Annotated in this window: 24 protein-coding genes; all 24 read right to left on the minus strand. The window is 38.8% G+C overall.

The features are described from left to right. Positions 1–115: 115 nt before the first annotated feature. Positions 116–1,108: an NAD(P)H-dependent glycerol-3-phosphate dehydrogenase gene (locus EV203_RS04865; protein ID WP_132039402.1), complete on the minus strand. Its 993-nt coding sequence runs from the start codon at positions 1,106–1,108 to the stop codon at positions 116–118. A gap of 15 nt (positions 1,109–1,123) precedes the next feature. Next, positions 1,124–1,720, minus strand: a complete 597-nt coding sequence (plsY, locus tag EV203_RS04870) for a glycerol-3-phosphate 1-O-acyltransferase PlsY (protein ID WP_011025846.1) — start codon at positions 1,718–1,720, stop codon at positions 1,124–1,126. 18 nt (positions 1,721–1,738) lie between these two features. Further along, a complete protein-coding gene (gene der, locus EV203_RS04875) occupies positions 1,739–3,058 on the minus strand; it encodes a ribosome biogenesis GTPase Der (protein ID WP_009610356.1) in 1,320 nt (439 codons plus the stop codon). Between the two features lie 5 nt (positions 3,059–3,063). Continuing rightward, complete coding sequence (locus EV203_RS04880) at positions 3,064–4,374, minus strand: DUF512 domain-containing protein (protein ID WP_132039404.1); 1,311 nt, start codon at positions 4,372–4,374, stop codon at positions 3,064–3,066. 59 nt (positions 4,375–4,433) lie between these two features. Beyond that, complete coding sequence (locus EV203_RS04885; protein ID WP_011025849.1) at positions 4,434–4,898, minus strand: DUF3189 family protein; 465 nt, start codon at positions 4,896–4,898, stop codon at positions 4,434–4,436. 9 nt (positions 4,899–4,907) lie between these two features. Further along, the gene (locus tag EV203_RS04890; protein WP_132039406.1) at positions 4,908–5,339 is read right to left on the minus strand and encodes a DUF3189 family protein; all 432 of its coding nucleotides are present in this window, start codon (positions 5,337–5,339) and stop codon (positions 4,908–4,910) included. Positions 5,340–5,347: 8 nt separating this feature from the next. Beyond that, positions 5,348–5,551: a capping complex subunit for YIEGIA gene (locus EV203_RS04895; protein WP_011025851.1), complete on the minus strand. Its 204-nt coding sequence runs from the start codon at positions 5,549–5,551 to the stop codon at positions 5,348–5,350. Between the two features lie 4 nt (positions 5,552–5,555). Then, entirely contained in the window at positions 5,556–6,461 is a 906-nt protein-coding gene (locus EV203_RS04900; protein WP_132039408.1) for a YIEGIA family protein, read from the minus strand. After that, positions 6,458–7,597: a stage II sporulation protein P gene (locus EV203_RS04905; RefSeq protein WP_022587311.1), complete on the minus strand. Its 1,140-nt coding sequence runs from the start codon at positions 7,595–7,597 to the stop codon at positions 6,458–6,460. The genes EV203_RS04900 and EV203_RS04905 overlap by 4 nt, the downstream gene beginning before the upstream one ends. Continuing rightward, complete coding sequence (locus tag EV203_RS04910) at positions 7,560–8,258, minus strand: DUF1614 domain-containing protein (protein WP_011025853.1); 699 nt, start codon at positions 8,256–8,258, stop codon at positions 7,560–7,562. Before EV203_RS04910 ends, EV203_RS04905 begins: the two co-directional genes overlap by 38 nt. Positions 8,259–8,359: 101 nt before the next feature. Continuing rightward, on the minus strand, positions 8,360–9,046 hold the full coding sequence (phoU, locus tag EV203_RS04915; protein WP_009610351.1) for a phosphate signaling complex protein PhoU: 687 nt from the start codon (positions 9,044–9,046) through the stop codon (positions 8,360–8,362). A gap of 14 nt (positions 9,047–9,060) precedes the next feature. After that, on the minus strand, positions 9,061–9,810 hold the full coding sequence (gene pstB / locus EV203_RS04920; protein WP_011025854.1) for a phosphate ABC transporter ATP-binding protein PstB: 750 nt from the start codon (positions 9,808–9,810) through the stop codon (positions 9,061–9,063). A 43-nt stretch (positions 9,811–9,853) separates the two neighbouring features. Continuing rightward, complete coding sequence (gene pstA, locus EV203_RS04925; protein WP_011025855.1) at positions 9,854–10,741, minus strand: phosphate ABC transporter permease PstA; 888 nt, start codon at positions 10,739–10,741, stop codon at positions 9,854–9,856. Further along, positions 10,738–11,631 (minus strand): phosphate ABC transporter permease subunit PstC, encoded by an 894-nt coding sequence (gene pstC, locus EV203_RS04930; protein ID WP_009610335.1) that lies wholly within the window; start codon positions 11,629–11,631, stop codon positions 10,738–10,740. Before pstC ends, pstA begins: the two co-directional genes overlap by 4 nt. A 190-nt stretch (positions 11,632–11,821) precedes the next feature. Then, the gene (locus EV203_RS04935; protein ID WP_132039410.1) at positions 11,822–12,697 is read right to left on the minus strand and encodes a phosphate ABC transporter substrate-binding protein; all 876 of its coding nucleotides are present in this window, start codon (positions 12,695–12,697) and stop codon (positions 11,822–11,824) included. A 77-nt stretch (positions 12,698–12,774) separates the two neighbouring features. After that, entirely contained in the window at positions 12,775–14,145 is a 1,371-nt protein-coding gene (gene pnpS, locus EV203_RS04940; protein ID WP_132039486.1) for a two-component system histidine kinase PnpS, read from the minus strand. After that, entirely contained in the window at positions 14,138–14,860 is a 723-nt protein-coding gene (locus tag EV203_RS04945; protein ID WP_132039412.1) for a response regulator transcription factor, read from the minus strand. The genes pnpS and EV203_RS04945 overlap by 8 nt, the downstream gene beginning before the upstream one ends. 21 nt (positions 14,861–14,881) lie before the next feature. After that, a complete protein-coding gene (gene nrdR / locus EV203_RS04950; RefSeq protein ID WP_011025857.1) occupies positions 14,882–15,358 on the minus strand; it encodes a transcriptional regulator NrdR in 477 nt (158 codons plus the stop codon). Between the two features lie 58 nt (positions 15,359–15,416). Next, positions 15,417–15,668: a YlmC/YmxH family sporulation protein gene (locus tag EV203_RS04955; RefSeq protein WP_011025858.1), complete on the minus strand. Its 252-nt coding sequence runs from the start codon at positions 15,666–15,668 to the stop codon at positions 15,417–15,419. Positions 15,669–15,737: 69 nt separating this feature from the next. Next, entirely contained in the window at positions 15,738–16,514 is a 777-nt protein-coding gene (sigG, locus tag EV203_RS04960; RefSeq protein ID WP_031313941.1) for an RNA polymerase sporulation sigma factor SigG, read from the minus strand. Between the two features lie 72 nt (positions 16,515–16,586). After that, positions 16,587–17,312 carry an RNA polymerase sporulation sigma factor SigE gene (gene sigE, locus EV203_RS04965; RefSeq protein ID WP_011025860.1) on the minus strand — a complete coding sequence of 242 codons (726 nt, stop codon included), beginning with the start codon at positions 17,310–17,312 and terminating at the stop codon, positions 16,587–16,589. 14 nt (positions 17,313–17,326) lie between these two features. Then, positions 17,327–18,139, minus strand: a complete 813-nt coding sequence (spoIIGA, locus tag EV203_RS04970; RefSeq protein WP_132039414.1) for a sigma-E processing peptidase SpoIIGA — start codon at positions 18,137–18,139, stop codon at positions 17,327–17,329. Between the two features lie 174 nt (positions 18,140–18,313). Next, on the minus strand, positions 18,314–19,387 hold the full coding sequence (gene ftsZ / locus EV203_RS04975; protein ID WP_011025862.1) for a cell division protein FtsZ: 1,074 nt from the start codon (positions 19,385–19,387) through the stop codon (positions 18,314–18,316). Positions 19,388–19,401: 14 nt separating this feature from the next. Next, a complete protein-coding gene (ftsA, locus tag EV203_RS04980) occupies positions 19,402–20,628 on the minus strand; it encodes a cell division protein FtsA (RefSeq protein WP_011025863.1) in 1,227 nt (408 codons plus the stop codon). Between the last annotated feature and the right edge of the window lie 10 nt (positions 20,629–20,638).

The following is a 20,638-nucleotide window of genomic DNA, read 5'->3' on the forward strand; positions in this document are numbered from 1 at the left end:
GATAACATCTTCCTTCTCCTCTCCTCTTTTGCTTCATAAAAAACAAGGAACCCTTCTCATAATAACGGGTTCCCGATATTTTGTCAACAGTCTGAATCTCCGGCAAAGCCGGAGATTAAATTCCGTGTAACTCGTGCTTTTTATCTCTCGTCATCAAATTATAAACCGCCTCAAAAGGATTTTTATTTTCAAAAATTATAGAATAAATCTCCTTGGTAATTGGCATCTCCACTCCATATATTTGAGAAAGCCTGTAGGCTGATTTGGTAGTATTTACGCCTTCCACTACCATCCCTATTTCTTTTAACGCATCTTTTAAACTTTTCCCTTTGCCTATTAAAATCCCCGCTCTTCTATTTCTTGAATAGTTACTTGTACAGGTCACAATAAGGTCCCCGACCCCTGCCAATCCCAGGAAAGTCAAAGGGTCCGAACCCATAGCCACTCCCAGCCTTGTAATCTCGGCAAGCCCTCTTGTCATGAGAGCAGCTTTTGTATTATCCCCAAAGCCAAGCCCGTCGGAAATCCCCGCCCCTAAAGCGATTATATTTTTTAAAGCTCCTCCTAGTTCCACTCCTATTACATCGGTATTTACATACAGCCTGAAAGTCTCGTTCATAAAAGCCTCCTGTATGAATTCGCAAGCCTTAACGTCCTCTGAAGCAAGTACACAGGCCGTAGGAATCTGTCTTACTACTTCTTCCGCATGACTTGGTCCTGACAGCACTACCACAGGGTTTAAAAGGTATTCCTTTATTACCTCAGACATTCTCTTCAATGAAGAAGTTTCAATCCCTTTTGCCAGATTGACAACAATAGCATTTTTAGAGATTTTCCCTTTTAATTTTTCGGATACTTCTCTTACAGCATGGGAAGGAACAGCAATGACCACTACTTCGGAATCTTCTACTGCTTTATCTAGGTCATTGTACAGTAAAATGCTTGAAGGAAGATCCACGTCAAGGTATCTCGAATTGTGCCTTGTTGCAATAAGTTCCTCAAATTGCTCCTTACTTCTCATCCACAGCCTTACCTGATGGTTTAATTTATTAAGGTGAATAGCTATAGCAGTTCCCCAGCTTCCTGCTCCCAGTACCGCTATTTTCATTTCTCTTTCCCTTTCTTATTTTATTTGAGCTCTCTGCCCTATTTTAGATTCAGTCCCGTTTATCAACCTCTTTATATTAGAGCGATGCTGGAATATTACTAACAACGCTAAGACTATTGCAAAAGTTAAAACTTGAACTGAATTAGGGAAAAATATGTTCAAAAGAGCAAAAGTAATAGCACCTGTCATAGACCCCAAAGATACATAGCGAGTTATAGCAATTACCGCTACTCCAATCGCAAGAGCAATAAGTCCTAAAAGGGGATTTATAGTCATCACCACTCCTACGCTTGTGGCAACTCCTTTTCCACCCCTAAACTTTAAAAATATCGGCCAGTTGTGCCCGCACACAACAGCTATACCGGCAATCAACGCTCCAGGCATTCCTATGAAATACTTTCCAAGTAAGACTGCTACTACCCCTTTCAACACATCGAGCACAAAAACAGGCGCTGCTGCCTTAGGACCCAATACTCTTAAGACATTAGTAGCTCCAGCATTGCCGCTCCCATAATTTCTTATGTCAATATTTCTAGTGTATTTTGTGAAAATATATGCATTATTTATACAGCCAATTAAATAAGCCAAAACAGCAACGAGTACAAATTTCATCTTCTCCCCCCTTTCCCTTTAATCTTCTCCTCTTTTTTTAGTAGAAATCACAATAGGCACTCCCTCAAAACCAAAATTTTGCCTTATAGTGTTTTCAAGAAATCTCACATAAGAGAAATGTAATAATTCAGGCTCATTCACAAAAATTACAAAAGTTGGTGGCTTTGTTCCTACTTGTGTAGCATAGTATATTTTTACAGGTCTTCCTTTAGAAGAAGGTGGCGGAAACATGAGCATTGCTTCATTTAAGACATTGTTTAAAAGCCCTGTAGTAATTCTCTTATTATATTCTTCCCACACTTTATCTACAGTTTCCAAAACTTTGTGAATTCTTTGACCTGTCTTGGCAGATATAAATAGTATAGGAGCAAAAGAGATAAAAGCCAGTTTTTCTCTAATCATCTCTGTATATTCTTTATAAGTATTGCTATCTTTCTCAACAATGTCCCACTTGTTCACAAGAATTATAATTCCCTTCCCGTTTTCAAAAGCATAACCAGCAATTTTTGTATCCTGCTCCGTAGGACCTTCTGTAGCATCTATCATGAGAAGGCATATATCAGCCCTCTCAATTGCAGCCAATGCCCTTAAAACGCTGTACCTTTCTATTGACTCGCTTATCCTGCTTTTCCTTCTTATTCCAGCAGTATCAATTAATATATAATTCCTTCCATCTTTAGTAAAAGGAGTATCTATTGCATCTCGAGTAGTTCCTGGTATATCACTTACAATAACTCTTTCTTCCCCTAGTATGCGATTTACTAAAGAAGATTTTCCTACGTTGGGTCTCCCAATCACAGCAATTTTAATCGTTTCTTCTTCATATTCTACATCATTTTCAGGCAACCTCTTTATCACTTCATCCAAAAGTTCACCTATTCCAAGCCCATTTGAAGCAGAGATGGGTATAGGTTCTCCTAAACCCAGCTTGAAAAAGTCATAAAAACTCGCAGGCATCTCTTTGAAACTATCCACTTTATTGCAAACCAAAATCACTTCTTTTTTGGTTTTCCTTAGCATATTGGCTATTTCTTCATCTTCAGGGACAAGTCCCTCTCTCGCATCAACCACAAACAAAATCAAGTCTGCTGCTTCAATAGCCGCTTCTACTTGCAATTTCACTTTCGAAAAGATCACGTCCTTTGGGTCAGGATCCAATCCACCAGTGTCTACCAAAATAAACTTCCTGTTAAGCCATTCTGCATTTCCGTATATTCTGTCCCTTGTAACTCCAGGTATGTCCTCAACAATTGATATCCTTCTTTTAAGAATTCTGTTAAAAAGAGTGGATTTCCCAACGTTTGGTCTTCCGACAATAGCTACCATCGCTCTTGACATTTGCCTCACCTACCTCTGTATATCTTTTGTAAAAACTCTCTTCCATCAACTTCGGAAACAATTACTTCCGCTCCCAAGGCATCCTCCACTTCTCTCACTTTTACATCGTCCAAAAATATATCTGAACCTTCTTTTAGCATCACCCGAGGTATAACCAAAGTCTTGCCCTTTGCCTTGCCTTTGAGCTGTTCTATTATGTCTTTTCCCACTACAAGTCCTGCCACAGTTATGTTTTTTCCAAAGAACTTATTTACTATGGGCATAACTTCAATGTCAAATCCTATACTTTTAAGTTTTTGTGATATATTCCTCATAAAATCATAAGCAGCAATTCCCGTGACGATTAAATAAGGCTTATTACTTCTTCTCACTAACCGCTTTCTTCTCTGAAAAGCTTCTTCAAACTGGTGCTTGAACAAAGCCATAAGCCCAACGCCATTTTCTATCTGCGGAAAATCTTCATAGTGGTCATAATCGGGAATCGGCAAATCCCCAATCACATAAAACTCGTCAGACAAAAAAACAAAAGACGTTCCCAATCTAGCTTTTAATTTTTCCTGCCAGGAAGAAACTTGCTCCACTACCTCCCTCGCCTCATCAATAGTAAAAGGGCGCAGTGGATAGAGGTTATGCCTGTGGTCAGTAAGCCCTACCGGCACCACAGCCACTGATTTTACTCCCGAATAAAGGTCAGATAAGTCTTTTATCGTCTTATCAAGCTTAGCTCCATCGTTGATTTCCGGGCACAAGACAATCTGCCCGTGAACTTCAATCCCATTATTTACTAGTTTCTTTAGGTTTTCCATTATATTTCTCGCGTTAGGATTTCTCATCATCCTTGCTCTCAAATCGCCGTCTGTGGTGTGAATTGAGACGTAAATGGGCGAAAGCCTGTATTTTATGATTCTATCAATTTCTTCCTCGTTCATATTAGTCAAAGTTATGAAATTTCCCTGAAGAAAAGAAAGTCTGTAGTCATCATCTTTAAAAAGCAAAGACTTTCGAACTCCTTTTGGCAATTGGTCGATAAAGCAAAAAATGCATTTGTTTCTGCACCTCTTTGGCCTATCAATTATCTCCTCTTCAAACACCAGTCCTATGTCTTCATTGTAATCTTTTTCAATTTCAAACACATATCTCTCACCTGAAATTTTCTCAATTTCCACCTGTACAAATTCATTAGCCATCTCATAGCGATAATCTATTATATCAATGACTTCTCTTCCATTTAATGAAATTAACTTATCGCCTTTTTGTATGCCCAATTCCTCTGCTATACTTCCTTTTATGACATCTTTTATGTTAATCTTCTGCATATTATTCCTCCTAAATCTCCTCCCCCTCTACTAAATTATGAATTAATCTTAAAAATACGTCAAGAGATTTTTTGCAACTTTGTTTTAATAGCTGTTACTAATTCCACAAAATTCTTATACCTTTTCAGTATTCCATAAACTGTTATTGGCCTTCCCAGTGAAATAATACCAAGTCTACGCGATGCAATCCCCCCAATTTTTGTAGTAATGCCAATGGCGGGCAACGCATCCACTACTAGCACTTCTTTTTCACTAATCCCATAAAGATTCAAAAAGCTGTAAATAGCTTTTGTCACAATATCTCTCCCATTTCTCGCCCCCACGATATAAACTTCATTTCCAAACTCGTCTTTACCCATATAAAAAAGAGTTCCAATCTCTTCATTGGAAGTCTTATCATAATAAGGAAGAGAAATAATTTCTCTGAAACTAGGTACCCTATCTGTAGGCAAAAGGCCAATGTGAATTGAAGCAGCAACAACAGAAGAATGTGCACTCCCATAGCACATGTAGATTATAACCATTCTATCACCTCATAAAATTCTCTTATATTTTTCAACAAATTTTTTCATGTGTTTTCTTTTTTGGAGGTAGTAGCCATAAAAAAATTTCTCTACAGCATTTCTGAATATCTTATTTTCTCTTAGCCCCAGTAAAAAGCCAAAAAACTTAAAATCATACTGGGAGGTATCTATAAAAATCACATCATCATCGATGTCAAAAACCTTCATCAAGTCTTTTAAAGTCCTCTTTATGTTTTCACCAAAATTTTTCACTCCCATCACAAAAATTTCATTTCCACACCCATCTTTTCCCATGTATTTTATATTCCCATAATCTACTTGGAATAAAAAGGGGATTTTAAAAAATTCCTCTTCTCCAATATCGAACTTCTCATTCAGATGAAGATAAGCGCAAATGGGAGAAGAATAGCATCCGTAGAAACTATAATAAATCGCTTTCATAACATCACCTAATATTGCTTAACTAAAATAAAAACTCCGTTCTCAAGGTCATGAACTGCTGCTTTGAAAATTCTGCTCATGTACATAGATATTCTCTGTTGATCCTCTTCCGTATCGACGTAAATGATGGGAGCTGTCCCGCTTGATACATTGTCTTTGGCCCTCCTTAACGCTACTATCGCTACTACATAGCCTGTGACGTGAACTTCCATTATATCACCCCAAATTCCTTGTGGCTCCTCTAGATTTGGAAGGATATTTTCTCACAGTTTCTATAGCAGGAATATTCTTGATAATTTCAACAAACGCATCTACATCCGGCTTCATGACAACCATCACGACAATAACATCTCCATTTTCGCTGTTGTTCATGGTCATGGGAGCTAATTCAGGCGTATCTATGTTCATCCTAAGCCCCAGCTGGTTAGCTGTCTCATGAAGTATGGCCTGTCTTATCCCCAGGTTGTTTATAGAAATCAAACTGTCAAGACTTTTAGGTCGAATTATTGCAGCAACACCATACTTTTCAATAATCTCTCTTCCTTCTTTAAGGCCTATGTCCGCCAAAATCACATTTTCAACACTTAAGCGGGGCCCTTTAAATACTATTTTAGCTGGAATCACATCAGCGATATCCCTTATATAGGCAGTTTTCATCACATAGCGAGATAAATAGATGGAAATTCCTCCCACTGCAAGACCGACTAAAGCGCTTTTCGCAAGGTAGGTAGAAAGAGAAGTTACTGCAGCCACTGCCATAGCGATATAATTTCTCGCTTCAAAAATCTTGGCTATATTTTCTATGTAAGCAGCTCCCCTTGGAACAAGCTCAGTAGATTCCATTTTCTCTAGGCTTGTCCTCTCTATCTCCCTCACGCCTTTAAACTGCTGTGCCGCTAAAGCAAGAAATGTCACAGCAGTGTACTGCTTTTCGATAAGGGCAGGAACAGAAAAGGCTCCTAAAGCTGCAGATATCACACCTAGTGTCAAATGTGTCATGTACCCTTGTGGATATGTGGGATATTGCCTGTAATCTACTCGCAAATATACAAATCGAGCAAGACTTCCCATAACAATTCCCATCAAAACAATTTTTATATAGAGGTCATGTCCTATGCTCATTCTTCATCTCCTTTTTTTCGCTTAAATCTTCCTAAGTAGCTGGCAAATTCTCTTTTAGTCGCTTTAGAAAATTTGTACAGCATCTCCCTACCCCCGGTACTGAGAAGCATAAAGGCAACGGCAGAAACTATTCCTACTCCTACCAAAATCCATATGCCAGTAGCTGCAGCCTTATTCTGCCCGGGAAGTGGTTTCTGCGTTTTTGTAACTGTTCCCACCTGTTTTTGCTGATCCAACCCGTAAAGAGCTTTTGTAAGGACATCTGCCATAAACCCTGCTGAAACTTCTGCCCTTTGCCTCGTGTGAGGGTATGTCCCAAATTCTAAAAGAAGAGCATTGGGAGTCAGGTCCTGATTGAAGTCTCCTTCTCCAAAAAATATGTCTTTTATAAGGTGAGGATAAGTTTTGTCGGCAATGGCTTTAATCCTATACGCCAGATTTTGATTAGCTTTTAAATTGGGGTTATTCCTCCCAAGGACAATTCTCACTCCTGCAGCATTTTTACCTGCAATTTTCCTTATGTATTCCTCCAAAGGAACAGCATCTCTATGGACATCTAAAAGGAGATCTGGCTTAAATTCTTTCAGCAATTTCACAGCCCCTGCCCTTGAGCGGGTATATGCCATGGCATCGTGGGGAAGGTACAAGGTCCAATCCACTTTTACCTTTACTCCTTTGTCTTCCAATGCTTTCTGAAGAGCAGTATCTACCCTGTATATTCCTCCGTGTCCATTAATGCTAGCAGCGCCGTCAGATGGCAAGTAAGATTCGTCACTGTGAGTGGAGTATATTGCTATCCTTTTTTCACCTGTGTTTTGCGATACAGCTATCGCAGCAGAAACTTCTTCATCCACATCTGGAAGCTTTTCCGTCCGTATGTACTTGGCATAAGCAATTTTCTCTCCTTCATCTACCTCCACTATTTCGTACAGCTTGTTATCCCCTGAAAGGTACATGTCTTTTTTGTGCACATCCATTGCTGTTCGAAACAGCACTTTATCTGTTTTAATGTCATATACTGTGTAGTATCCTGAATTTCCAAGCCCTTCAAAAGGAATTGACGCAAGAATTAATACAAAAGCTAAAAATGTAAAAATCTTATTCTCTATCCTTTTCACCTTCATCACCCTTTTCATAAGTTATGTCAGTTAAACTGCTTGCCATCCCTTCTTTGGGTTCGAGATGCTTTTTACTCGTACCTCCCTGTAATTTTTCTCTCGCCTCTCCAATAACTTCAGAAAGAAATACCGCAATAATCATGGAAATGACCACAGAGTCAAAAAAACCTGCTCCTCCTATTGGAACTGCGCCTTTTATGCCTGTGATAGAGTTTATTATTGCTTGAGCTACATTTGCCAGTATCACTCCCATGACACCAGCTATAAAAGCGCTTCTCCTTGATCGAGAAAAAAGATAGGCAATCAATCCACCTACTATCCCGTAGACGTAATTAGGTTCAATTATCATCGCTTCAGGTTCCGCTGGCAAAATCCTCCCAGCAATATAAACAGCAACACCTGCCAAAATTGAGACAACAATTGCATTTACTCTCTCTCTGGTGCTCTCAGCCTTCAAAAATAGATACAATGATACAGCAAAGGGTATTACTGCCCCTCCTATGTTTACAGAAACGTATTTAGTTACGTAAAGGCTGGGAAGAAAAGTTCCTATAATCATTCCCACAATAACCAGAAACGCCCACATATCTGTCATTTTCATTCTATCCAGCACTCTATGTGCAAATCCGAAAAGTATAGCAAAAGCTGTAATAGAGAGCAATATATAGCTAAGTGGCATAGTAATCCCTCCAATAAAATTGTCTCCTAAATTATCTTTTACAGATTGAAGTGAAAATATACAAAAAAGCGCCTGCTTTCCAGAAGGAAGCAGGCACTTTTTTATTGCTGCCCAGACCTTTTCTTTATGTTTTCAAACTTAAAGTCTATCCTTTCACCTGTTTCTAGATAAATCACCCATTCGCCTATGTTAGTGGTATGGTCGGCAATTCTTTCTAAGTACCTGGCAACAAATAAAAATTCAGCTGCCTGATGAATGTTTCTAGGGTCTTCTATCATGTAGGTCAAAAGCTCTCTAAAAATTTGGCCGTAAAGCGCATCTACTATTTCATCCTTTTCGCCTATTGACCTCGCCAAATCTAAATCCTGCCTTACGTAAGAGTCTAAAGACAGCTTAACCATCTCTCTTACAACATCGCTCATCCTAGGGATATCTATCAACGGCTTTATATACTTCTCATCGGCAATTCTCAAAGTAGTCCTAGCTATATTAACCGCATAGTCTCCCATTCTCTCCAGGTCTGTTACAATCTTTAGACCTGTCAGCACAATTCTCAAGTCCTTTGCAATGGGATGCTGAGTAACCATTATCTTGGCACATTTTTCGTCTATCTCTATCTCCATCTTATTAATTCTGTCATCTTCATCTATAACCCTTTGAGCCATCTCTTTATCGTGGTTAACTAAAGAAGCTATAGAATTCCCAATAGCCTCTTCTACCAAACTCCCCATTTTGAGGATATCGTAGTGAAGTTCTTCAAGTTCCTTTTCAAAGCGAGTTCTGTTCACCCTCTCACCTCCTTTTAGCCGAATCTGCCAGTGATGTAATCCTCTGTCCTTTTATCCTTAGGATTGTAGAACACCTGATCTGTAGGCCCCCATTCCACTAATTCACCGTTTAGGAAAAAGGCCGTGTAATCAGATACTCTTCCTGCCTGTTGCATGTTATGGGTTACTATTATTATAGTATATTTTTTCTTCAACTCTTCAATTAACTCTTCGATCTTCATAGTAGAAATAGGATCTAGCGCCGATGTAGGCTCATCCATCAAAATAACTTCTGGTTCCACTGCCAAAGTCCTTGCAATGCAAAGTCTTTGCTGCTGACCTCCTGATAAGCTCAAAGCAGAATGATGAAGCCTGTCTTTTACCTCATCCCATAAAGCCGCTGCTTTTAAGCTTTTCTCCACTATTTCATTCAAAGTCCTTTTATCTCTTATTCCGTGAATTCTGGGTCCATACGCTACATTGTCATATACTGTCATAGGAAAAGGATTTGGCTTCTGAAATACCATCCCCACTTTTTTGCGAAGCTCAATCACATCAACTTCCTTGTAAATGTCTTTGCCATCGAGCAACACAGTACCACTTATTTTAACGCCTTCAATTAAGTCGTTCATCCTGTTCAAAGTCCTGATAAAGGTAGACTTCCCACACCCGGAAGGACCAATAAGTGCAAGGACACTATTGGGCTCCACATCCAAATTTATCTTTTTGAGAGCCTGTACTTCTCCGTAAAATAAGTCCAAGTCTCTTACCTCTATCTTCTTCATCTGCCAGTCATTCCCCTTCCTATTATCTATATATTATACCATTTTATCTTTCACCTGTCATTCTTCTATACAAAACTCCGCCTAACCACCTTGCAAAAAGGTTGAAAGTCAAAACTGCTAAAAGCAAGACCGCAGAAGCTCCATCCGCAATTTGCCTTGCATCAGGAGCTAAACCTTCGCTATTTACTTTCCAAATATATACAGCCAAAGTCTCTGCCGGCCTGAACAAATTCAAAGGAGAAGTTGGGCTTGAAGGATTTAAGTTTGAAAAATTCAGGGCAGGGCTACTCATACCAGCTGTATAAAGCAGTGCCGCAGCTTCTCCAAAAATTCTTCCGGCAGTTAAAATTATTCCAGTTAAAATTCCAGGCATGGCAGCAGGTACAACTACTTTTGTGATAGTCTGCCATTTTGTCGCCCCAAGGGCAAAACTCGCTTCCCTCAAGCTACTTGGAACACTCTTTATGGCATCCTCACTGACTCTTGTCATGACAGGAAGGTTTAAAACTGTAAGAGCCAGAGCTCCCGCCATAAGTGAATAGCCCCAACCTGTCATTGTGACAAAAACCAAAAGTCCGAAAAGGCCAACGACAATAGAAGGCATAGAAGACAAAGTCTCAACAGACAGGCGTATTACCTCTGTAAAAAGCCCTGGCCTTGCATATTCTGCCATGTATATTCCCGCTCCAAGTCCAATCGGAACAGAGATAATTAAGGTAATCACCAGAAGTTCAATTGAATTAAAAAGCTGAGGGCCTATACCTCCTCCTGCCTCCATAAACTTGGGAGGGGAAGTTAAGAAAGACAAATTAAGCCTTGTCCTTCCTTGATACAAAATATATCCTATGAGGGAAATCAAAAATGCCACTAAAAACCCTGCTACCACGTAAAAATATATTGTAGCAATTTTATCGTAAAGTTTTGCCTTCATCTGTACATTCCCCTCCTGCCTACGAGTCTAATCAATATAATAAAGAAGAAGGATATGATGAGCAGTAAAAGCGCAAGAGACCACAAAGCATTGTTCCAAGCAGTACCCATTACCGTATTTCCCATTTCCATTGTAATAATCGAAGTTATAGTTGACATGGGTTCAAGAAAAGATTTTGGTATCACCGGACGGTTTCCAATAACCATCTGCACTGCCAAAGCTTCTCCAAAAGCTCTCGCAAGCCCGAGTATAATCGCTGTCAAAATGCCGGGTTTTGCCGCAGGTATTAGCACATGTCTTATGGTCTGCCAGCGGGTTGCTCCAAGTGCGTAACTTGCTTCTCTTATTTCTACTGGCAAAGACCTTATCGTATCCGCACTTACACTCGTTATGGTAGGCAGAGTCATTATGGCTAAGACTAGTATACCTGCTAGCAAGCTAAAGCCGAGCCCTCCAAAATGTTTACTTATGAAAGGAACTAATACGCTAAGCCCAAGCCATCCATAAACAACAGAAGGAATACCTACAAATATCTCTATAGCCGGCTGTAAGATTTTTTGCCCCATTTTTTTGCTTATCTCCACCATGAATATTGCCGAAGAGACACCTAACGGTGCACTTATCAATATAGCAAAAATCGAAACAAGAACAGAACCTACAATAAAAGGTAAAGCTCCCACTTGCGGCACTTCTCTGTCAGGCCGCCATTCAGCAGAAAACAAAAATTCTTTCAATGGAATCTTGTTTACAATAAAAGTAGAAAGTCCTTTAGATGCCACAAAATAAAAAAGGGATATGACCAGAACTATTAAAAGCACTGCCGACGAGAAAACGATAACTTTCCCCAACATATCCTGGCGTTTTCTAGCTACTTCATACCTCTTGTCCATAGTATACTCTCATCCCCCGTTCAATTTATACCCATGTAAAACCATTACGCCTATTCAATAATACCAACCCGGAAAAAAACATTCATTAAATTTATGTTAAATCTATGTTAAATTTATGTTAAATCCTTAAATTGGCAACCAATTAAAAAAGAGCTGGAAGTAAAATCCAGCTCCCCCTTTTTTACGATAGTTACTTTACCGGTATAAACCCTAACTTTGGTATTAAATTCTTCTGAACCTCATCGGACAGCATAAAATCCAAGAAGGCTTTTACTGCACCCTTAGGTTCTCCTTTTGTGTACATGTGTTCATATGACCATATTGGGTATTTGCCGTCTATTATGTTCTGAACAGTTGGCTCAACTCCTTCGTATTTTAAAGCTTTGACAGAATTGTCTACATAAGAGAGTGCAAGATAGCTTATAGCACCCTTTGTATCTGCAACAGCTTTTCTAACAGCACCAGAGGAATCCTCTGTTAAAGCTATACCCTGAGCTTCTTCCTGCCCTTTCAAAACGACCTTCTTGAATGTAGCACGCGTTCCTGAACTGGTTGGTCTATTGATTATCACTATCTTCATATCTGGTCCGCCGACTTCTTTCCAGTTGGTTATCTTACCTGTGAATATGTCAATAAGCTGCTGCTGTGTTAAATCATCAACTGTGACGTCTTTGTTTACAACTACAGCAAAACCTACTTTTGCAACCTGATGGTCGACTAACTGTTTTGCAATATTTGGGTCCAATTTTTCTTCAGCAAAAATATCTGAGTTTCCTATGTCAATAGCTCCCTGGACTACCTGTGTCAAACCTGTGCCGCTTCCTCCGCCCTGTACAGTAATTGAAACATTAGGATATTTCTTCATAAAAAGTTTTGCTGCCTGCTCTACCAAGGGCTGTAACGCCGTAGAACCTGCAATTGTGATATTCCCTGAAAGTTCTTGAGAAGTAGAACTTTGAGAAGGAGTTTGGCTTTCTTGTGATTTCGTTCCACATGCCGACAAAGCAAATAAGCTTGCTATTATCAGTACTACAATAAATGTCTTTGCAAATCTACTGGTTAACATCAAAGCACCTCCACACTTTTTTGATTTTGTACAAGTCAATTGTAACAGTTTAGTGTAAAGTCTGTATTAAGACAATGTTAAGTTTTTGTTAAATCCTTTCTGTTAAACCTTATAGTAAACTTTGTCCCTTTGCCGACTTCGCTCTCAACACTTATTTCGCCTTTCATCGATTCTACAATATGCTTAACAATTGCAAGTCCAAGCCCTGTACCTCCAAGCTTTCTCGAGCGACTTTTATCCACTCTGTAAAATCTCTCAAAAAGCCTCGGAATCTTATCCTTTGGTATCCCAATCCCGTTATCTTCAACTTCTATAATTATTTTCTCCCCTTCTAATCTAGTACTCACCTTAACAAAGCCGCCTTCTTGTGTATATTTTATCCCGTTATCTATAAGGTTAATCATCATCTGGTGGAATCGATCCCTGTTTGCAATTATAGTCAAATTTCCACAATTTAAGTCCCTTTTTAATGTTATGCTTTTATCTTTTGCAGCTTTTTCCATTATATAGAGGATGTCCTCAATCTCCTTATCCATTTCTATCTTTTCTACGGGGTATCCTTCTTTCACATTTTCAATCTCAGAAAGAGTCAAAATGTCATTTATCAGTCTTGTAAGCCTTTCAGCTTCAAAGTCAATTATATCTAGAAATTTTTCTCTTGCCTCTGGGTTTTCAATGGCACCACTCCTCAGAGTTTCAATAAAACCCCTTATTGAGGTCAAAGGAGTTCTGAGTTCATGAGACACATTTGCTACAAATTCGCTTCTCATCTTTTCCAATTTCCTCATCTCAGTGATGTCGTCAATTACCAGAACAAAACCTAAATTCACATGGGAAACAGGGTGTAAGATGGGGCTTATATAGACTTTGAGGTGCTTGTTGAAAAAGTTAAGTTCAAGGCTTTTCGAAGAAAGGACTTTGTTCTTCCTCAACGTTTCAAAAACCTCATACAATTTGCTGCTCCTTATGACTTCAAAGACGCGCCTTCCCGTCAAATCTTTCTCTTCAATCCCCAAAATTTTTTTTGCCGAATCGTTCATCATTAATATCCTTTCTGCATTATCAAATGCTATAACTCCATTGGCAATGCTCTTTAAAATAGCTTCTAGTGTAGCATTTCTATCGTTTAATTCCTCGATGGTCTCTCTTAACTTGTGAGACATAGAGCTCACTGCAAAGTACAGTTCCCTTATCTCGTCAATCGAATTATCTTTTATGCCATGGTGATATATACCGTTGGCAATGTCTTTCGTTACTTCTGTAATTTCCTGAAGGGGTTCAATTATTCGCCGTAAAAACCTGTAACTTAAAACAAAAGAGATAAAAAGGGCAATTCCTACACCTATGAGCAAATTTTCAATTGAGACTTTGCCCCAAAAAAATAAAGCCAATGTCAAAATCCCTATGAGGTTTATAAAAAATAACCTGTAATAAGATTTCCTAAGCATCTTCTTCACCTTTGTCTTCACCCAAGTCTCTGAGTTTGTAACCTATCCCTCGCACAGTCTCAATATAGACAGGCGCCTTGTCGTCATCCTCTATCTTCTTTCTCAAATGCCTTATGTGAACGTCAACAGTCCTCGTTTCACCAGCGTATTCGTACCCCCACACCTTGTCCAGCAAATAGTCTCTCGTCAGCACTTTCCCTTTATTTTGAGAGAGGAGCTTTAAAAGCTCAAATTCTTTCAAAGTCAGATCCAGCGCCTTTCCTTTCTTGTACACTACATGCTTTCCAGTATCTATCACTATGTCCCCAAACTTTATTATTTCTTCTTTTTCTTCCTCTACCTGCTGCGTTCGCCGAAGAACCGCCTTTATTCTAGCTAAAAGCTCTCTCACACTAAAAGGTTTAGTAATGTAATCATCAGCTCCCAGTTCTAGTCCCAATACCTTATCAAATTCTTCACTTCTTGCAGTCAGCATTATTATTGGGATGTTCTTAGTATCCTCATTTTTCTTCAGCACTTTGCATATCTCTAACCCATCCATATCAGGTAACATCAAATCTAGTATCAGCAGATCCGGCTTTTCTTCCAAAGCTTTCTCCAAACCTTCTTTCCCATTTTCCGAAGCTATGACTTTATATCCTGCAGCCTCTAGATTATATCTCAATAGCTCTAAGATATGGATTTCATCCTCTATCACCAGGACAGTATAAGGCATCTTTACCCCTCCAAATAGGCTTTACTCCTTCTGTTTTTTCTCCTCATTCTCTTTAAGAAGTTTTTTTAGCTCATCCATAAAAGTGTTTATATCCTTAAATTGCCTGTAGACAGACGCAAACCTCACATAAGCCACCTCATCTACGCTCTTTAACTTTTCCATCACCATTTCTCCAATCTCAGCAGAGGTAATTTCCCTAACCATTGAATTTACTATCTTCCTGTCAATTTCATCAGTGATTTCTTCCAGCACTTTTATAGGAACAGGCCTCTTTTCACAGGCTTTTATCATCCCTCTTAATATCTTTTCTTTGTCGTAAAGCTCTCTGCGGTTATCTTTTTTAATCACAAGTATAGGAAGTTGCTCTACCTTCTCATAGGTAGTAAATCTCTTGCCACATTTAAGACATTCTCTTCTTCTCCTTATAGCGGTATTGTCGTCTGTAGGCCGTGAATCTATCACCCTCGAATCAGGATAACCACAGTACGGACATTTCATGACTGTACCTCCAAAAATTCATCGTTTAATAAAATTATAATAAACTTGAGTTTGTTAGTCAAACTGAACCATTGGCACTCCTAAAATCCACTAATATTACATCTGAACCAATCTTTTTTATCGCTGCCCAAGGCAGATATATTTCAGCTTCTTTGCTAAAAAACCTGAAAAAACCTGTTTCTTTTGGGAGAATTATGCCTTCTATTTTACCTTCTTCTAAGTTTACGTCTATATCAATTATATTTCCTAGTTTTTCGCCCGTATTTATGTCAATCACTTCTTTATCCCTCAAATCAGACGCTTTTATCATTTTCCTCTCCCCTTTTCACTTTCTTTTCTCTCATTATATGAAAAAATCTAGCTTATCATTCCTGATAAGCTAGATGTACTTTCTCATATGATTTAATGCAGCTTTTTCCAGGCGAGAAACCTGCGCTTGTGAAATCCCTATCTCTTTTGCGACTTCCATCTGCGTTTTTCCTTCAAAAAATCTCATTGTAAGTATCATCTTTTCTCTCTCATTTAACTTCTCTAAGGCTTCTTTTAAAGCAATTTTCTCAAGCCATACCTCGTCTACATTTTTATCATCACTTACCTGATCCATCACATATATGGCATCTCCACCATCGTGATATATAGGCTCAAACAAAGAAACCGGCTCCTGTATAGCGTCCAGTGCCATCACTACTTCTTCGCTTGGAAGGTCTAACTCTTTAGCAATTTCTCCAACTGTCGGTTCTTTGGAATTCTCAGAAACGAGTTTATCCCTCACTTGAAGTGCTTTATAAGCTATGTCTCTCAAAGAACGACTTACCCTTATAGGAGTATTATCTCTTAAATATCTCCTTATCTCTCCTATTATCATCGGAACAGCGTAAGTAGAAAACTTCACATTTTGATCTAAATCGAAATTGTCAATGGCTTTAATAAGGCCTATGCATCCCACTTGAAAAAGGTCATCCACAGACTCTCCCCTATTGTTAAATCTCTGTATAACGCTTAAAACAAGCCTTAAGTTGCTGTTTATAAACTCTTCCCTTGCCTTTTTATCGCCATTTTTCATCCTGATGAGAAGTTCCCTCTGTTTAGAGGGCTTTAAAACAGGCAATTTAGAGGTGTTTACTCCTGAAATTTCTACTTTATTATTGTTATTCATAGCCAATCCTGCCTCCAACCGCTAAGCTCATTTACAGTATTGCCGGCAGGATTGGAAAATATACTGTAAAATTTATACTAACCTGTTCATTTCTTTCTTTAGTCTTTTTAAAATTTTCTTTTCAAGCCTAGAAATGTAAGACTGAGAAATCCCTAGCATATCTGCTACTTCTTTTTGAGTTTTTTCCGTACCGCCCTCCAATCCAAATCTCAACCTGATTATCTTCTTTTCTCTGTCAGGAAGCTTCTTTAAGGCAGAGGTCAAAAGCTCTCTTTCAACCTCGTCCTCAATGTACTTATACACTGTTTCGTTGTCAGTGCCTAAAATATCTGAGAGCAAAAGTTCATTTCCGTCCCAGTCAACATTTAAAGGCTCATCAAAAGAAACCTCCAGCCTTGTCTTATTATTCCGCCTTAAATACATCAAAATTTCATTTTCAATGCAGCGAGAAGCATATGTGGCCAATTTTATCTTTTTCCTGGGATTAAAAGTATTTATAGCCTTTATGAGTCCTATAGTGCCGATTGATATTAAATCCTCAATTCCCACTCCTGTATTCTCAAATTTTTTTGCTATATAAACTACCAGCCGCAAATTCCTCTCAATTAAAATGCTTTTTGCCTCGTTATCTCCCTTTTCCATTTTTGATATTAAATAACTTTCCTCTTCCACAGAAAGGGGAGGAGGCAAAGCTTCACTTCCGCCTATGTAGTATACCTCCTCTGCAAGGTCCAAAAAGTCTAGAAGTTTTCTCCATATCAACAGCAATTCTATTTTTAATTTTGTTTTAAGTTTCACCAAAAACACCTCCATCAATCCATAATTTCGGGGTTTAACAATGCAAACTCCATTTTGTCTGTAGAAATACCAAGTATGACCTCTTTAATTTCTTTTTCGTTAATTATCAATCTGTCAGGCCTTATGCCAAGCAATAATCCTTTTGTTCCCACACCAGAAAAAGGTATAATTCCTATTCTAGAATGCCATTTCTCATCTTTTATAATTTCCAAAACTTTTCCAAAATCAATTTTTCCCTCTGCTACAAATTCCTCTAAATCATAGGGCAAAAGACTTTTTACTGAAGAATAAGCTACGACAACCACAGGCAGGTTAGAAAGCGGGTCAAAAAGCTTATTTCCTGTATCCACAAAACCATAGGTTTTCACTTTTTTCCCAAATATTTCTATATAAATCTCGTACTTCATCTTGTCCTGTTTTGCTTTTTTTACTACATAATCCCAGTTAAGAAAAAGGAGCAATGCCGCAAATCCAATTCCTACTGGAAGAGCAGTTTCTCTTCCTTTCACAGCATATAAGAGTGCAAAAATTGTACCTCCCATCGCAAAGGAAACTAAATAAAAAACTGATAAGATTCTAAAAAATTCTTTTAATGTTTCTGGGCTAAACGCCATATATATTATTAAGAGGGATAAAAGGAACTTAGCCAAAAATTCTCTAAAAAAACTGTAAGGCGTCAAAAAGAAAATCAGCACATATCCTGCCCCTATAAAAGCCCCCAACAGCAATTTAAAAGGAGTTGAATACTTTCTAGAAAATCTTTGCGTAAGAGAAAGAATGACATAATTGATGAGCAAATTTTCCAGAAAAAGTATATCAAGATACATCAATTTTCCTCCCCGGGGACATTCTCGGTCCTTATACAATTTATATTCTCATTTTCTCATTTTATTCTTAATTATATCTCAAAAACGCCCTTTAGTTTGTAATATTTTGGAATGAATTTAAGGTAATTTTTGTAGAAATTTTGCAAAAAAAATCTGCAAAGTTGCCTTTGCAGATTACCGCCTTCCACGCCTTAAGAAGGTAGGAATATCTAAGTCATCATTATCTAGAATATCTTCTAGCTTCACATCCACCCCTTTAACCTCTTTCTTTTTTGGCTCCTCTTTAGCTTTGCTGTTTTTCTCAAAGCCTGTCGCAATGACAGTGATGCGTATCTGGTCCTCTAGTGCTTCATCAATTACAGCGCCAAAAATTATGTTGGCATCTGGATCTGCAGCTTCATAAATGAAGTTGGCTGCCTCGTTCACCTCAAAGATTGTAAGATTAGGGCCGCCCGCAATGTTGAGCAAAATCCCCTTGGAGCCCTCAATAGAAGTCTCCAGCAAAGGACTGTGTATTGCCTGTTTAGCCGCTTCTGTGGCTTTATTCTCTCCGGAAGCTATTCCTATCCCCATATGAGCAAGTCCAGTATTTACCATTATAGTCTTTACATCGGCAAAATCCACATTCACAAGCCCCGGGACAGCTATTAAATCAGAAATTCCCTGAACGCCCTGCCTTAAAACGTCATCTGCCAGCTTAAAAGCATCTAGCATAGATGTCTTCTTCTCCACTACCTGTAATAATCTATCATTAGGGATCGTTATGAGTGCATCTACGTACTTCTTTAAATCTTCTATTCCCATCTCTGCCTGCGCCATTCTCTTCCTTCCTTCAAAAGTGAAGGGTTTAGTCACAACGCCTACAGTTAAAATACCAAGTTCCTTTGCAATTTCAGCTACAACTGGAGCTGCTCCTGTACCTGTGCCGCCTCCCATGCCCGCTGTTATGAATATCATGTCAGCACCTTTTATCGCTCTTTCGATCTCTTCCCTCGACTCTTCTGCCGCTTTTTTACCAATTTCAGGATTGGCACCAGCCCCCAGACCTTTTGTCAATTTTTCTCCTATCTGGATTTTAGTTTCAGCTTTTGACAAAGAAAGAGCTTGCTTGTCTGTATTGATGGCTATAAATTCCACACCTTTAACTCCCGCTTCAACCATGCGGTTTACAGCATTTCCTCCGCCACCGCCAACTCCTATCACCTTAATAGCAGCAAACTGTTGTACATCAGTCTCCAATCCTATCACACAAAACCCTCCTCTTACGCCCAAAAATCACTAAAAATTTCTTTTAACTTATCTAACAACCGAGAATTTTTCTTTTCCTTTTTGTCAGTGGATGTACTCGGATACATAAATCTCCTGTTGTTATATACATATTTTACCACTCCAACCCCTGCTGAGTAAATAGGGGTAGCCACTCCAATGTTTTGCGGGGAACCAATTCTCACATTTCTGTCAAATATTTTCTGAGCAAGCTCTACACTCCCTTTTAAAAAGGAAATACCTCCTCCTGTAATGACTACATTAGTCACAATGTCTTCTAAAACCCCAGCCTCTTCTAAGCGTTCATATACAAGAGTTAAGAGTTCTGACACCCTTGCCTCTATTATGTCAGCAATTTCATTTATATCGGTGGTAGTCTTTGACTTGCCTGCTAAACTGGCAATTTTTATGGGTTCTAATCTGTCTGGATCCACTTTTTCCAAAGTGCCGTATTTTTTCTTTATATTTTCGGCTTCTTCAAAGGAAATCTTTAATCCAACCGAAAGGTCATTGGTTATATGCCATCCCCCAACCGCTATCATAGAAGAATAAATGAGTCCGCCATTTTTAAAAACAGATATATCTGTAACCCCTGCCCCAACGTCAATAAGTGCAACTCCCAATTCTTTTTCATCCTTTAAAAGAACAGCTTCAGAAGTAGCAAGAGGCCCTACGATAATGCCATCTATTTCCAAGCCTGCTTTTCTTACACACTTTTCCATATTCTGTATAGCAGTGACACTCCCTGTCACCACAGCCGCGTTTACTTCCAACCGTATTCCTGACATTCCAACTGGGTCTTTTATCTCCCCATATCCATCCACTATGTACTCCAAAGGAATCACATCTATGATCTGTTTATCCGAAGGAAGGGCTATTATCTTAGCAGCCTGCAATACCCTCTCCACATCCTGTCTTGTTATTTCTCTGTCTTCTCTTGAAACTGCTACTACTCCATTATTCTTGTATATAGTAGTAAGTCCACCGTATATTTTCAAGTACACAGATGAAATTTTTCTATTAGCCATTCTTTCAGCCTGTTCTACAGATTTCTGGATTGAGTAGGCAGTTTCATCTATATCCACTATAATGCCCTTTTTCACACCAGTAGAAGGATAATACCCTATGCCCACTATATGAAGTTCTCCCGTCTTATCCCCTTCCCCAATGATTGTGCATACCTTAGACGTGCCAATGTCCAAACCTACTATCAAATCTCCCATTTGAAAATCC

It is taken from the genome of Caldanaerobacter subterraneus, from assembly GCF_004345675.1.
Taxonomy (GTDB): domain Bacteria; phylum Bacillota; class Thermoanaerobacteria; order Thermoanaerobacterales; family Thermoanaerobacteraceae; genus Thermoanaerobacter; species Thermoanaerobacter subterraneus.

Excerpts from the sequence above, each read along its gene's own strand:
- pnpS (WP_132039486.1), bottom strand. The coding sequence starts at position 14,145 with ATGCTTAGGAAATCTTATTACAGGTTATTTTTTATAAACCTCATAGGG.
- EV203_RS04885 (WP_011025849.1), bottom strand. The coding sequence starts at position 4,898 with ATGGTTATAATCTACATGTGCTATGGGAGTGCACATTCTTCTGTTGTT.
- EV203_RS04880 (WP_132039404.1), bottom strand. The coding sequence starts at position 4,374 with ATGCAGAAGATTAACATAAAAGATGTCATAAAAGGAAGTATAGCAGAG.
- pstC (WP_009610335.1), bottom strand. The coding sequence starts at position 11,631 with ATGGACAAGAGGTATGAAGTAGCTAGAAAACGCCAGGATATGTTGGGG.
- EV203_RS04890 (WP_132039406.1), bottom strand. The coding sequence starts at position 5,339 with ATGAAAGCGATTTATTATAGTTTCTACGGATGCTATTCTTCTCCCATT.
- EV203_RS04935 (WP_132039410.1), bottom strand. The coding sequence starts at position 12,697 with ATGTTAACCAGTAGATTTGCAAAGACATTTATTGTAGTACTGATAATA.
- pstB (WP_011025854.1), bottom strand. The coding sequence starts at position 9,810 with ATGAAGAAGATAGAGGTAAGAGACTTGGACTTATTTTACGGAGAAGTA.
- der (WP_009610356.1), bottom strand. The coding sequence starts at position 3,058 with ATGTCAAGAGCGATGGTAGCTATTGTCGGAAGACCAAACGTTGGGAAA.
- plsY (WP_011025846.1), bottom strand. The coding sequence starts at position 1,720 with ATGAAATTTGTACTCGTTGCTGTTTTGGCTTATTTAATTGGCTGTATA.
- EV203_RS04945 (WP_132039412.1), bottom strand. The coding sequence starts at position 14,860 with ATGCCTTATACTGTCCTGGTGATAGAGGATGAAATCCATATCTTAGAG.
- pstA (WP_011025855.1), bottom strand. The coding sequence starts at position 10,741 with ATGAAGGCAAAACTTTACGATAAAATTGCTACAATATATTTTTACGTG.
- spoIIGA (WP_132039414.1), bottom strand. The coding sequence starts at position 18,139 with ATGTATCTTGATATACTTTTTCTGGAAAATTTGCTCATCAATTATGTC.
- ftsA (WP_011025863.1), bottom strand. The coding sequence starts at position 20,628 with ATGGGAGATTTGATAGTAGGTTTGGACATTGGCACGTCTAAGGTATGC.
- EV203_RS04910 (WP_011025853.1), bottom strand. The coding sequence starts at position 8,258 with ATGCCACTTAGCTATATATTGCTCTCTATTACAGCTTTTGCTATACTT.
- EV203_RS04900 (WP_132039408.1), bottom strand. The coding sequence starts at position 6,461 with ATGAGCATAGGACATGACCTCTATATAAAAATTGTTTTGATGGGAATT.
- sigG (WP_031313941.1), bottom strand. The coding sequence starts at position 16,514 with ATGAATAACAATAATAAAGTAGAAATTTCAGGAGTAAACACCTCTAAA.
- EV203_RS04955 (WP_011025858.1), bottom strand. The coding sequence starts at position 15,668 with ATGATAAAAGCGTCTGATTTGAGGGATAAAGAAGTGATTGACATAAAT.
- nrdR (WP_011025857.1), bottom strand. The coding sequence starts at position 15,358 with ATGAAATGTCCGTACTGTGGTTATCCTGATTCGAGGGTGATAGATTCA.
- EV203_RS04895 (WP_011025851.1), bottom strand. The coding sequence starts at position 5,551 with ATGGAAGTTCACGTCACAGGCTATGTAGTAGCGATAGTAGCGTTAAGG.
- EV203_RS04865 (WP_132039402.1), bottom strand. The coding sequence starts at position 1,108 with ATGAAAATAGCGGTACTGGGAGCAGGAAGCTGGGGAACTGCTATAGCT.
- EV203_RS04905 (WP_022587311.1), bottom strand. The coding sequence starts at position 7,597 with ATGAAAAGGGTGATGAAGGTGAAAAGGATAGAGAATAAGATTTTTACA.